This is a genomic window from Halomonas sp. SL18_1 (assembly GCF_055755715.1).
Genome location: NZ_JBVTRK010000001.1, coordinates 2,839,053 through 2,851,572 on the forward strand (window position 1 = coordinate 2,839,053; position 12,520 = coordinate 2,851,572).

At 60.0% G+C, this 12,520-nt stretch carries 12 protein-coding genes and 5 pseudogenes; all 17 read right to left on the reverse strand.

All coding sequences use genetic code 11. The annotated features are described in order from the left end of the window. Nucleotides 1–91 precede the first annotated feature (91 nt). The 17 genes and pseudogenes from ACSJDS_RS14480 to ACSJDS_RS14560 all read right to left on the reverse strand — a co-directional run bounded on the left by ACSJDS_RS14480 (nucleotide 92) and on the right by ACSJDS_RS14560 (nucleotide 12,516). A complete protein-coding gene (locus ACSJDS_RS14480) occupies nucleotides 92–256 on the reverse strand; it encodes a hypothetical protein (protein WP_473033899.1) in 165 nt (54 codons plus the stop codon). 39 nt (nucleotides 257–295) lie between these two features. Next, nucleotides 296–748 (reverse strand): annotated as a pseudogene (locus ACSJDS_RS14485) (GDP-mannose 4,6-dehydratase). 274 nt (nucleotides 749–1,022) lie between these two features. After that, a complete protein-coding gene (locus ACSJDS_RS14490) occupies nucleotides 1,023–1,616 on the reverse strand; it encodes a polysaccharide biosynthesis tyrosine autokinase (protein ID WP_473033900.1) in 594 nt (197 codons plus the stop codon). Further along, a complete protein-coding gene (locus tag ACSJDS_RS14495) occupies nucleotides 1,589–2,452 on the reverse strand; it encodes a GNVR domain-containing protein (protein ID WP_473033901.1) in 864 nt (287 codons plus the stop codon). Before ACSJDS_RS14495 ends, ACSJDS_RS14490 begins: the two co-directional genes overlap by 28 nt. Next, nucleotides 2,416–3,243 carry a Wzz/FepE/Etk N-terminal domain-containing protein gene (locus tag ACSJDS_RS14500; RefSeq protein ID WP_473033902.1) on the reverse strand — a complete coding sequence of 276 codons (828 nt, stop codon included), beginning with the start codon at nucleotides 3,241–3,243 and terminating at the stop codon, nucleotides 2,416–2,418. The genes ACSJDS_RS14495 and ACSJDS_RS14500 overlap by 37 nt, the downstream gene beginning before the upstream one ends. Nucleotides 3,244–3,292: 49 nt before the next feature. Next, the gene (locus tag ACSJDS_RS14505; protein ID WP_473033903.1) at nucleotides 3,293–3,574 is read right to left on the reverse strand and encodes a Wzz/FepE/Etk N-terminal domain-containing protein; all 282 of its coding nucleotides are present in this window, start codon (nucleotides 3,572–3,574) and stop codon (nucleotides 3,293–3,295) included. A 98-nt stretch (nucleotides 3,575–3,672) separates the two neighbouring features. Next, on the reverse strand, nucleotides 3,673–3,825 hold the full coding sequence (locus ACSJDS_RS14510; RefSeq protein WP_473035041.1) for a hypothetical protein: 153 nt from the start codon (nucleotides 3,823–3,825) through the stop codon (nucleotides 3,673–3,675). Between the two features lie 15 nt (nucleotides 3,826–3,840). Further along, nucleotides 3,841–4,373, reverse strand: a pseudogene (locus ACSJDS_RS14515) (SLBB domain-containing protein); the annotation flags it as partial. After that, a complete protein-coding gene (locus tag ACSJDS_RS14520) occupies nucleotides 4,358–4,753 on the reverse strand; it encodes a polysaccharide biosynthesis/export family protein (RefSeq protein WP_473033904.1) in 396 nt (131 codons plus the stop codon). The gene ACSJDS_RS14520 and the pseudogene ACSJDS_RS14515, both read right to left, overlap by 16 nt. A gap of 500 nt (nucleotides 4,754–5,253) precedes the next feature. Beyond that, a pseudogene (sthA, locus tag ACSJDS_RS14525) lies at nucleotides 5,254–6,644 on the reverse strand (Si-specific NAD(P)(+) transhydrogenase). A gap of 170 nt (nucleotides 6,645–6,814) precedes the next feature. Further along, nucleotides 6,815–7,072, reverse strand: a complete 258-nt coding sequence (nqrM, locus tag ACSJDS_RS14530; RefSeq protein ID WP_473033905.1) for a (Na+)-NQR maturation NqrM — start codon at nucleotides 7,070–7,072, stop codon at nucleotides 6,815–6,817. A 16-nt stretch (nucleotides 7,073–7,088) separates the two neighbouring features. Beyond that, complete coding sequence (locus ACSJDS_RS14535) at nucleotides 7,089–7,889, reverse strand: FAD:protein FMN transferase (RefSeq protein ID WP_473033906.1); 801 nt, start codon at nucleotides 7,887–7,889, stop codon at nucleotides 7,089–7,091. Then, nucleotides 7,886–9,117, reverse strand: a pseudogene (gene nqrF / locus ACSJDS_RS14540) (NADH:ubiquinone reductase (Na(+)-transporting) subunit F). Before nqrF ends, ACSJDS_RS14535 begins: the two are co-directional and overlap by 4 nt. 71 nt (nucleotides 9,118–9,188) lie before the next feature. Then, nucleotides 9,189–9,806 (reverse strand): NADH:ubiquinone reductase (Na(+)-transporting) subunit E, encoded by a 618-nt coding sequence (gene nqrE / locus ACSJDS_RS14545; protein ID WP_473033907.1) that lies wholly within the window; start codon nucleotides 9,804–9,806, stop codon nucleotides 9,189–9,191. 1 nt (nucleotide 9,807) lies between these two features. Continuing rightward, nucleotides 9,808–10,476: an NADH:ubiquinone reductase (Na(+)-transporting) subunit D gene (locus tag ACSJDS_RS14550; RefSeq protein ID WP_473033908.1), complete on the reverse strand. Its 669-nt coding sequence runs from the start codon at nucleotides 10,474–10,476 to the stop codon at nucleotides 9,808–9,810. Between the two features lie 2 nt (nucleotides 10,477–10,478). After that, a complete protein-coding gene (locus tag ACSJDS_RS14555) occupies nucleotides 10,479–11,294 on the reverse strand; it encodes a Na(+)-translocating NADH-quinone reductase subunit C (RefSeq protein ID WP_473033909.1) in 816 nt (271 codons plus the stop codon). Then, a pseudogene (locus ACSJDS_RS14560) lies at nucleotides 11,294–12,516 on the reverse strand (NADH:ubiquinone reductase (Na(+)-transporting) subunit B). The gene ACSJDS_RS14555 and the pseudogene ACSJDS_RS14560 overlap by 1 nt, the downstream one beginning before the upstream one ends. Nucleotides 12,517–12,520 lie beyond the last annotated feature (4 nt).

Sequence of the window (12,520 nt, forward strand, 5' to 3'; positions counted from 1 at the left end):
GGTTGTCGCGATCCTCGAACCAAGCAATGGTCGTCTCGAGCCCCCGGCACAAGCACTCGCGCCCGGCATAAGTTGGCACATGCCCCAACAATCACACGGCCTTGTCGATACCCGCTACCAGGCGCTCTGCCTCACTTTCACGCGGGGGCAGGCTCTGTATATCTGTGTCAATCTCGACCTCACGCCCCATAAGTTCGGCGATCAGGTCCACGGTATTGCCGATGCTGATCTCAAAACCGCTGCCGACGTTGATCACCTCCCCCACTGCGGCATCGCACTCCGCTACGCGGACTCGTCACCGATCTTGGATGCCGAATAGGGTGACTGCCCCTGCAGTGGTTGCGACTGACTCATCAATCGGCACCATGATCGCCGAACCATACACCTCGCTAGTCGAGGTGTGCACCACTCGCTCGACACCCAGCTCTCGTGCCGCCTGTAACACGTTGAGCGTTCCCTTGATATTGGTATCGATATAACTATCCGGCGAGTGATAGGAGTAAGGAATCGCGGTCAGCGCCGCCAAGTGGAACACCACATCGCACCCCTGCATCGCCTGCTTGACCCCGTAGGGATCACGCACATCCCCAGCGAAGACCTCAATAGCTTCCCGAGTCGTGGCATCACAGCAGTCCAGCCATCCCCAAGTATTGAACTAGTTCTACATTGCGAAGGCTCGAACCACATGCCCCTGCTGAACTAAACACTCCACTAGGTGCGAGCCAATAAAGCCATCGGCTCCAGTCACCAATATGCGCTTATTCGTTTATTTTAAGTCCACTTCCTCACAGTGCTGTGTCAAAGAGCGTAAGGCATTACTACCCTGAGTTAGCTATCGAAATTACCTAATCAATCATCCAACCCTGGCGGCTCAATATTCATAATCAAATTTACTAACAGTCGCTAGTTATAAGCCCCAGAAACTCTTTCAGGTAAGTAGTATAGCGAAAGCAATCAAGGAAAGCACCTAATATAGCTAGTCCACAGTGCAGATATCTGGATATAAACCCACTTGAGATATTTCAGCGATAGCTGTAAGGATAGTATCCATAATAGCTTGACGCAGTAGAAGCCTTGCGTTCGATGGCATTGAGAATAATCCCCTGAACTTCTAGCCCATTGCTTTCCAGGCGTCGTTTTGCAGCAATGAGTTCACGCACCGGATTGCGTTCAAAGCGCGCCACGATCAGGGAAGTGCCGCAGTGCTTGCCGACCACACTGGCATCGGTCACTGCCAGTACGGGTGGCGTATCAATGATGATCAGATCATAGCGTTTTCCCAACTGGGCCATCGCCTCCATGAAGCGAGGTTGCATCAGAAGCTCGGAAGGGTTGGGTGGTACACTACCACGGGACAGCAACGACAAGTTATCAATAGGCGTTTCCTGAATGATGTCGTCGAGCTCCACTCGGTTTGCGAGATACTCGGCTAAACCTTTGCCGCTGTGCTGACGGAAGGCGTGATGAATGCGCCCCTTTCGCAGGTCGGCATCCATGATCAGCACTCGCATACCGGCCTGTGCGGCCACGGCAGCCAGGTTAATAGAGACGAAGCTCTTCCCGACGCCGGAACTGGGGCCTGTAATCATCAAGCGGTTGTTGCGCCCCTCCAGCATGGCAAAATGCAGGCTAGTGCGCAGGCCGCGAATGGCCTCAACGGCATCGTCGGCCGGATTGCTTGTAGCCAGCACACCCGAAATAATGTCGTCCCCGTACGGTTACGCCTCAGTTTTCCTCTCCGTACCAAGCTTCGCTGCTGACTGGATAGCGGAATGGTGGCATACACCGGCATGCCCGCGGCTTCAATCTGGTCGGGTGATTCCACGCCGCGCTTGAGCAGGGTTCGTAACAGTACCAGCCCGACCGCCAGTGTCGCCCCCAGTAGCGTAGCCAGTATCGTGATGCGGGATCGCTGTGGGGCGACCAACCCCTGGATTTCGGCCCGGTCGATAATACGGATATTGCCGATGGTGCCGGCCTTGGCCACCTGCAGTTCCTGCACCTTGTTGAGCACGTTGACGTAGATTGCCTGGGTCACCTCGACATCCCGCGTTAGTCGCAGCACCTCCTGTTGGGCGGCTGGCAACTCGTTGACCCGGTCATTGAGCTGGCCTTTTTCCGTCTGTAGATGGCGCTTTTGCCTAAGCAATGTTTGATAGCTGGGATGGCTAGCGGTATAGCGCTGAGCCAGCTCAGCTTCCTGGAACTCCAACTCATTTAGCCTACGCTCAATATCAATATAGCGCTCCACGGCGGCTTGGGCCTCGCTAGACAGGTCGACGCTGTCGAGCTCTGTCCTGTACTTATTGAGCCGCTCTTCAGCGGTGCGAAGCTGACCGCGCAGTTCCGGTGTTTTCGCCTCCAGGAAGTTCAGGCTTTGCTCGGCCTGGGCGGACTGGCGCTCGACGTTTTGGGTCAGGAAGGTATCGGCAACGGCATCCAGCGTGCGCACGATCTCCTGGGGATCGTGTCCTGCCATAGAGAGTCGAAGCACCCCAGTTGATGAGTCACGCCCTCCCCGACTTCGCTGATCTGCAACCTATTGCCAAGCGAGCGGATCTCTTCACTGCGATTACGCTTGGCCAGTTGGAACTGGACACCCGGCGGGGCATGGAATTCATCGATCAACAGTGCCAGCTCGCCATCCAGGTAATTGCCGAGTCGCCCGATATACCCGGTTCCGATTTCCTGCCCATCGATCATCACCCGGTAGCGCTCCTCACTATCGCGTTCTACTACCACCACATCGCCTCGCCGATGCTCCACCAGCATGAAACGCGACACCTCCAGCCTATCATCGCCCCATACAAAGGGCTGACGCTCCATAAAGGCGGGCTGTGAGATGCTGCTGCTGAGCACATAATCGCTGACATAAGGCAGCCTGATAGGAAACTCCGGGCGCGAAACACGATGACGAAGTACATAGTCGCCAATGATGGGCAGTGTGACCGGGCGTACGATCGTATCCTGTCCCAGCCGATCAACGGCGTGGCCCAGAACCATGCGCGACTGGAGGATTTGGACCTCTGCCGAGGTATGATTTATCTCACCAGCCACTCCCAGTGCGTTGCTTAGATCGCCCAGTGGGCTAACGTTTGAACGTCGCTCGACCTGAACCAGGGCATCACCCTGATAAATCGGGGTTGCCAGTTTTCCGTATACGATGCCACCGATAATAAAGAGAAAGGTGACGATGGCGATAAACCATTTATGATCGAGCAGTACGCCGAAGAGGCGACCCAAGTCGATCGCTTCCTCTGCGGGAGGCTGGGAGTTAGTAGCCATAGGATTATCACATTTGAATAGGGTTATCACACAAGAGGCCCAGAACCATGCGCGACTGGAGGATTTGGACCTCTGCCGAGGTATGATTTATCTCACCAGCCACTCCCAGTGCGTTGCTTAGATCGCCCAGTGGGCTAACGTTTGAACGTCGCTCGACCTGAACCAGGGCATCACCCTGATAAATCGGGGTTGCCAGTTTTCCGTATACGATGCCACCGATAATAAAGAGAAAGGTGACGATGGCGATAAACCATTTATGATCGAGCAGTACGCCGAAGAGGCGACCCAAGTCGATCGCTTCCTCTGCGGGAGGCTGGGAGTTAGTAGCCATAGGATTATCACATTTGAATAGGGTTATCACACAAGAGATAGAATATTGCCAGACGCCTACAGCTCCCCGATATCAGTGGCCGTACCGGTGACGGCACTTGGCAGCACGATGGACGGCAGCAGCAGGTTGATTACGTTGTTCCAACGAGCCAGCGGTGCGTCGGTCACATAGATCACGTCCTGGGGCTGCAGGGGAAAGTGGGTTCCCATGGTCAGAGCCGTGGCATTGTTGATATCCAACTGATAGACGGTCGCAAGCTTGTCACTCTCCTCCGGCCGGACACGAATCACGAAGACACCCGAGGGTCGTGCACGTGTCTCTACTACCCCGCCTGCTCTGGCCAAGGCATCGGTTAAGGTGATGCGCTCATTGCCGAGGTTCAAGTTGCCTGGATTTCGCACCTGCCCCAGTACGGCCACGTTCTGAGTCTCTCGCGTCGGGATATGCAACACATCACCGTGACGCAGCAAGCGGTTCTGGGTCTGGTCCCCCTGACGGAGCAGGGCGTACAGTGAGAGCGTGTCCTTTCGGCCGTCGCGATTGAGAATCACGTTGTGCCAGTCGCCATTGTCAGCGGCTCCCCCACCTCGCTGATGGCATCGAGCACGGTCAAGGGGACACTGGTGATCGGCAGTGTCCTAGCAGAGCCAATGGCACCGCTGACATAGATTTTCTGGGAGCGATAGGCAGCAACGATGACATCGACCTGGGGGTCGGTAATGAAACCGGCCAGGCGGCGCGTCAGGAGAGTGCGAATCTCATCGGTCGTTCTATCCCGACCTGAACGCGGCCGATATAGGGATAGAAGATGGTGCCATCAGGGCGCACGGTGTTACCCGCTTCCACCGCACTGCGCTCGGCACCGGCAGGAATGGTGAGTTCTGGATGATCGTAAACGATGATGCTCAGGACATCACCGGGGCCGACGCGGTACTCGAAGCGTTCGAGTTCGCCGCGTAGGCTCGCCGGCATCAAGGTGGCCACGTCGTTATTCAGTTCACTGCGATACTGCGACACGAGCTGAGGAGTGATCGCCTGAATATCCACCAGGTGGTCGATCTCCGGTGTCTCCGCACTGTAGTCGATATGCCCCCCTGGGGCCATCACACAGCCAGAGAGACTCAGTGCCAGCAGCATGGCCGCCAGCCCATTTCGCCTGCGTAGATATGACATTTTGCCATCCTTATCTCGTGTCATTGCACGAGACTTGTTATGTTGTTCCCCGAATGCGCCAGGCAAACCGTAATGCGATGGATTGCTTTCAGGCACGCTACCGCCCGGGAGTTGTAATATGGCGTTCTCCGGGCCGATATGCGCTTCCACTGCCCACGCTTCGAGCGAGCGTGAGCATAGTTAATGAACATTAGGTTTCGCATCTGACTACATAAGATTACATTGCATAGCAGTATCTTGCGTTCACTATTTTTCTCATGCTTTGCCAGCCTGGCACTCGTTATCTTGTCAAGCGCGGTGAAATCGGTGTTTTTATCTGCTTTTTTGGAATTATTCAGACCGATGAAAGGGAAAAAAGGCTGATTAGGTGAAGGGGTGAGGTTACAGACGCACAAAAAAGCCGGTCTGGTCGACCGGCGCAAGGTGAAATAACTAGTACTGAAAGGGGCAATCCCGGCAGGTGGTCAGAACACCCGGTTCAGCCCGTTCTGGGCCGCCACGCGGTAGGCCTCGGCCATGGTGGGGTAGTTGAAGGTGGTGTTGACGAAGTACTTGAGGCTGTTGGCCTCGCCCTTCTGCTGCATGATCGCCTGGCCGATATGGACGATCTCCGAGGCCTGGTCGCCGAAGCAGTGGATGCCGTAGATCTCCAGGGTGTCCTGGTGGAAGAGGATCTTGAGCATGCCCACGGTGTCGCCGGTGATCTGGGCCCGGGCGGTGTCCTTGAAGAAGGCCTGGGCCACCTCGTAGGGCACCTTGGCTTCGGTGAGCTCACGCTCGTTACGCCCGAAGGAGCTGATCTCGGGGATGGTGTAGATGCCGGTGGGCACCTCGCTGACGTAACGGTAGTCGCGGTCGAGGAGCTCGTCGCAGGCGTTGAGCCCCTGGTCGTAGGCGGCACTGGCGAGGCTCGGCCAGCCGATCACGTCGCCGGCGGCATAGATATGCGGGATGGCGGTGCGGTAGTGCTCGTCGACGGCGAGCTGTCCCGGCCGTTGGCCTCCAGGCCGATGTTCTCGAGGCCCAGCTGGTCAGTGTTGCCGGTGCGCCCGTTGGCCCACAGGAAGGCGTCGGCGCGCAGCTTCTTACCCGATTTAAGGTAGACGGTGACGCCGGACTCGTCGCCCTCGACCCGCTCGTACTCCTCGTTGTGGCGAATCAGCACGCCGTGCTTGCGCAGGTGGTACGAGAGCGCGTCGGAGATCTCGTCGTCCAGGAAGGAGAGCAGGCTATCGCGGTTGTTGATCAGGTCGACCTTGACGCCAAGCCCGGAAAAGATCGAGGCGTACTCGCAGCCGATGACGCCGGCGCCGAAGATGATCAGGGTGCGCGGGGTGTGGTTCAGGCTGAGGATGGTGTCGGAGCAGTAGATGCGCGGGTGGCGAAAGTTGATATCCGCCGGACGATAGGGCCGTGAGCCGGTGGCCACGATAACCTTCTGGGCGACGAGCTCCTCGAGGCCCTCCTGGCGGTCGCGAATCAGCAGGGTGTGCTCGTCCTTGAAGCGCGCCACGCCGCTGAACATATCGATGCGGTTGCGCGCGTAGAAGCGGGTGCGCATCTCCACCTGCTGGTCGATGGTAATGCGCGAACGCTCCATCACCTTGGGAAACGAGAACCAGCGCGGCTCGCCGATATCGCGAAACATTCGGTTGGTATTGAACGCCATGATCTGCTTGACCTGGTGGCGCAGCGCCTTGGAGGGGATGGTCCCCCAGTGGGTACAGTTACCGCCCACCATCGGCTGCTTTTCCACTACCGCAACCCGCTTGCCATGCTTGGCGGCATTAATGGCGGCACTTTCGCCGGCAGGGCCGGTACCGATCACCACCACGTCATAGTTGTGAACTGCCATGGGCTCTTGCGTCTCCTTGTTCGATATCGGTACGAGGGGCGAGGTTCGAGGGGCGAGGAACCACTCGGCCTTGCCCCTGGATCACTAGCCACCGCGCAGGATCTGCGCTCACCGTTATGCTGGCGGCCCTTGTCCCTCGCTCCTCGTCCCTTGTCACTGCCCGAAGGGCCTCAGCGCTTGGTGGCGTCGTAGCCGAGGTCGGCGCCGCGGCTCTCGTCGCTGCGACGACGGGCGCTTGCGCGGTTCTTGCGGTTCTCTTCCTCGCAGATCTCATCCTTGCCGCCGCACACCTCGCAGCCGTCCTTCAGGCCAAGATTGTTGAGCCCGCCGCAGGAGCCGGCGATGGGCTTGCGCCCCATGATCACACCGACGGCCATGGCGGCCATGATCAGCAGCATAAAGCCAAGCACGATAAAAAAGGTGGTCATCAGCTTCTCCTTCCGGCTAGCGCACGAGCCAGGGCTCGAGGGCCGTCGTGTTATGAATTTCAATACCTTGTGGGGTTTCGACAACGAGTCTGGCGGCACGATCCTCAGCCGCTTGGCACCCGTGAGACGAGACGTCCGCCCTGCCGTTGCCCGTCGTCAGCCACAGCGCCTGACGCTGGGCTTCGCTAGCGGTGGCGGCTACCACGCTGACGCCGAGGACCCGGCGATCGTCGGGCGCTTCGCTCCCGTTGCGGGAGGCCGGTCGCTGGACCAGGGCGGCGTCACGTAGCGTCACGCGCGGCGCCTCGCCGCTTCCCGGCAGGCCGACATGGGCTAGGGACAGCGTCCAGTCCCGGCCCGGCGGCGCACCAAGCGTGCGCACCATGCCGCCGACCTCGACCAGGGCACTTTGCATCCCCTGCGCTTTCAGATGGCGCGTCAGGCGGTCGACCGCCGCGGCATGCAGCAGCCGGGCAAGCTCGTCCATGAGCGACTGCGGCGCGTTAGCCAGCCACGCCGGGTAAGGCGCGAAGGCCAGCCCCAGCGCGGCCAGCAGCCGCTCGCCGTGCTGTTCGATGTCGGCCAATTCACCTTGTATGCCGGCCTTTAGCGCCTCGCGCTGAGGCTCATCGAGGTCGGCATACAGGGTGAGATGGTAGCCCGTGCCCAGGACGCTACCCTGGAGCTGGTGCTCCTGCTGCTGGCTGCGACAAGCGCTGAGCAGCGTCATCACGGGTAACAACAGCAGTATGAACAGGAACAGGGCCGGCCCGCGATGGGCCAGCCCTGGAAACCGCCGTGAGGCGAGGGGAATCATCCGCCGAAGTCGTCCAGCATGATGTTCTCCGGTTCCACGCCCAGATCGAGCAGCAGCTTGATCACCGAGGCGTTCATCATGGGCGGCCCGCACATGTAGTACTCGCAGTCCTCGGGGGCCGGATGGTCCTTGAGGTAGTTTTCGTACAGCACGTTGTGAATGAACCCGGTGGGTCCTTCCCAGTTGTCCTCGGGCAGCGGGTCGGACAGGGCCAGGTGCCACTCGAAGTTCTCGTGCTCCTCGGCCAGCTTATCGTACTCATCGTTGTAGAAGGTCTCACGCCAGGAGCGTGCACCGTACCAGAACGTGATCTTGCGCTTGGAGTCCAGGCGCTTGAGCTGGTCGAAGATGTGGCTGCGCATCGGCGCCATGCCCGCACCGCCGCCGACGAAGACCATCTCGGCATCGGTGTCCTTGGCGAAGAACTCGCCGAAGGGCCCCATCACCGTGACCTTGTCACCCGGCTTCAGGTTGAAGACGTAGGTGGACATCAGCCCCGGCGGGTGGCTGGTGTTGGGCGGCGGGGTGGCGATACGAATGTTGAACTTGAGGATGCCCTTCTCTTCCGGATAGTTCGCCATGGAGTAGGCGCGGATGACCTCCTCGTTGTTCTTATGGCGAATCTTGAAGAGATCGAACTTCTCCCAATCCCCCCGGTACTCCTCTTCGATATCGAAGTCGGAGAAGGAGATATCGTAGGGCGGGGCCACCAGCTGCACGTAGCCACCGGCGCGGAACTCGACGTTCTCGCCTTCGGGCAGCTTGAGGTTGAGTTCCTTGATGAAGGTGGCGACGTTGGGATTGGAGATGACCTCGCACTCCCACTTCTTGACGCCGAAGACCTCTTCGGGCACCTCGACCTTCATGTCCTGCTTCACCGGCACCTGGCAGGAGAGCCGCCAGCCCTCCTTCTTCTCGCGCATGGTGAAGTGGGACTCTTCGGTGGGCAGGATGGCGCCACCGCCCTCCTCCACGCGGCACTTGCACTGGGCGCAGGAGCCGCCGCCGCCGCAGGCCGACGACAGGAAGATGCCGTTGGCGGCCAGGGTGTCGAGCAGCTTGCCCCGGCCTGGGTGGTCAGGGTGTGTTCGGGGTCGCCGTTGACCTCGATGGTCACGTCCCCGGTGCTCACGAGCTTGCTGCGAGCGGCCAGGATCACCCCGGTCAGACCGATGACGATCAGGGTGAACATGAACACACCGAGCAAGATGACAGATGTTGCAACCATGTCGGTTTCCTATTTGCTGTGAGTAACCTGATTCCCGGCGGCGCGCCGCGCCGCCGGAAACGCGCCCTGGCTCAGAGCTGAATGCCGGAGAAGGACATGAAGCCCAGCGACATCAGACCCACGGTGATGAAGGTGATGCCCAGGCCCTGAAGACCGCCGGGCACGTCGCTGTACTTGAGCTTCTCGCGCAGCCCCGCCAGTGCGGTGATCGCCAGCGCCCAGCCAACCCCGGAGCCGAAGCCGTAGACCACCGACTCGCCGAAGTTGTAGTTACGCTCTACCATGAACAGCACGCCACCGAGGATGGCGCAGTTCACGGTGATCAGCGGCAGGAACACGCCCAGGGCGTTGTAGAGCACCGGCACATACTTATCGAGGAACATCTCGAGGATCTGTACCAGGGCAGCGATGACGCCGATGTAACTCAGCAGGCCCAGGAAGGAGAGATCGACGTTCTCGGCACCGCTGATGCCGGTCCAGGTCAATGCCCCTTCCGCCAGCAGGACGTTGTAGATGACGTTGTTGACCGGTACCGCGATGGTCAACACCACGATCACCGCGATGCCCAGGCCAAAGGCCGCCGAGACCTTCTTGGACACCGCCAGGAAGGTACACATGCCCAGGAAGAACGCCAGGGCCAGGTTCTCGACGAAGACCGAGGCAACGAACAGACTGATATAGTGTTCCATGTTACACGGCCTCCTTGGGTTCGGTGTTGTGCTTCATCTTGAACTCGTTCTCTTCCACCTGCTCGGGGTGCATCTCGCGAATCACCCAGATCAGCAGCCCGATGATGAAGAAGGCTGAGGGCGGCAGCAGCAGCAGGCCGTTGGGCACGTACCAGCCGCCGTCCTGCACCGGCGCGAGGACGGTGAAGCCGAAGACGCTGCCGGAGCCGAACAGCTCGCGAACGAAGCCGACGATCATCAGCACCAGGCCGTAGCCCAGGCCGTTGCCGACGCCATCGATGAACGACATCTTGGGGCCGTTCTGCATGGCGAAGCCTTCGGCACGGCCCATGATGATGCAGTTGGTGATGATCAGGCCGACGAATACCGAGAGCTGCTTGGACATCTCGTAGGCAAACGCCTTGAGCACCTGATCGACCACGATCACCAGCGAGGCGATGATGGTCATCTGAACGATGATACGGATGGAAGACGGGATATGGTGCCGAATCAGCGACACGAACAGGTTCGAGAAGGCACAGACGAAGATGACCGCCAGGGTCATGACCAGCGATACGCTCATGCTGGTGGTCACCGCCAGCGCCGAGCAGATGCCGAGCACCTGCAGGGCGATGGGGTTGTTCTTCGTCAGCGGCGTCGTGAGTACGCTCTTAGGAGTTGCATCCGCCATGATCAGGCTCCTTCCGATTCGAGTTCGACGTCGGCTTCTTGAGCCTCTTCCTGGTCGATTCCTGCACGGAATGTCGCCAGGTACTCACCGAAACCTTCCGGGCTCAGCCAGAACTGCAGCATGTTGGTGACGCCGTTGGCGGTCAGCGTCGCGCCGGAGAGGCCGTCGACCTCATGCTCGCCGCTGCCGGTGCCACGGGCCACGCGAATGGCCGGGGTCAGGCTCTCTTCATCGGCGAAGATCTGCTTGCCTTCCCACTGAGCCTGCCAGCGCGGGTTGTTGACCTCGGCGCCAAGGCCCGGCGTCTCGCTGTGCTCATAGTAGGTGATGCCGACGATGGTGTTGCCGTCGCCTTCGATGGACATGTAGCCGCGCATCAGGCCCCACAGCCCCTGGCCACGGATCGGCACGATGATCTGTTCCGGATTATCAGGGTCACCGACCAGGTAGACGGTGGCGAAGTTTTCCACCCGAGACAGGCCGGCAATGTCGCGATCCCCGGACAGGGTGCGGCCGGTAGCCGGATCGCGAGCCGCCTGGAAGTGATCGAAGGTGGCCGGATCGAACTCGTCGGTGTACTCGCCGGTACGCATGTCGACCACCCGCGGGGTGATCTCGGCGAACGCGGCTTCCACGTCGATGCCGCGCTCGTAGAGGTTGGCGACACGCAGGATGTTGGTCTTGCGGTCGAGCTCCTCGTTGAGCATCTGCATAGGCCGCAGCGCCACGGCGGCGGTGGAGACGATGACCGAACACACGATGCAGAGTGCGAACGCCACCGTCAGGATCTTCTTGATGGAGTTATTGCTCTGTGCCATCAGGCAGTCTCCTCGGCCGGTACACCGGTGCGCTGCATGCGGCGCTTGATGTTGGCCTGAACAAAGAAGTGATCGATCAGCGGGGCGAACAGGTTGGCGAACAGGATCGCCAGCATGATGCCTTCCGGGAAGGCCGGGTTGACCACGCGGATCAGGACGGTCATGACGCCGATCAGGGCACCGAAGATCAGCCGGCCCTGGTTGGTCATGGAAGCCGACACCGGGTCGGTGGCCATGAACACCATACCGAAGGCGAAGCCGCCGATCACCAGATGCCAGTACCAGGGCATGGCAAACATCGGGTTGGAGTCGGAGCCAATCAGGTTAAATAGCGCGCTGGTCGCCACCATGCCAAGGAAGACCCCGAGCATGATTCGCCAGGAGGCGATCTTGGTCCACAGCAGCACCGCCGCACCGATCAGGATCGCCAGCGTCGACGTCTCCCGATGGAGCCCGGCATGAAGCCGAGGAAGGCATGCCACCAGCTGAGCTGGTCGGTCAGTGCGCCCATCCCCTCCTGGAACGCCACGGACAGGGCGGTAGCGCCGGAGAAGCCATCGGCGGCCACCCACACTTCGTCACCGGAAATCTGCGCCGGGTAGGCGAAGTAGAGGAAGGCACGGCCGGTCAGCGCCGGATTGAGGAAGTTCTTGCCGGTACCGCCGAAGATCTCCTTGCCGATCACGATACCGAAGGTGATACCCAGCGCCACCTGCCACAGCGGAATGTCCACCGGCAGGATCAGGGCGTAGAGCACCGAGGAGACGAAGAAGCCTTCGTTGACCTCGTGGCCGCGCTTGACGGCAAACAGCACCTCCCAGAAGCCCCCGACCACGAAGGTCACCAGGTAGATCGGCAGGAAGTAGGTGGCACCGAGCACGAAGTTGGCCCACAGGCTGCCCGGATCGTGGCCGCTGGCCAGGGTCATCATGATGGCTTCGCGCCAGCCGGCCATGGAGGCGTAGCCGTCGGCGATGGCCATGTTGGCCTGCCAGCCGGCGTTCCACATGCCGAAGAACATCGCCGGGAAGGTGCACAGCCAGACGGTGATCATGATGCGCTTGAGGTCGACGCCGTCGCGCACGTGAGCGGTGGTCTTGGCCACGCTGGGCGGCGAGTAGAAGATAGTGTCGACCGCCTCGTAGAGCGGGTACATCTTCTCGTACTTGCCGCCCTTGTGGAAATGCGGCTCGAGATTGTCGAGTGTCTGTCGGATACCCATCACA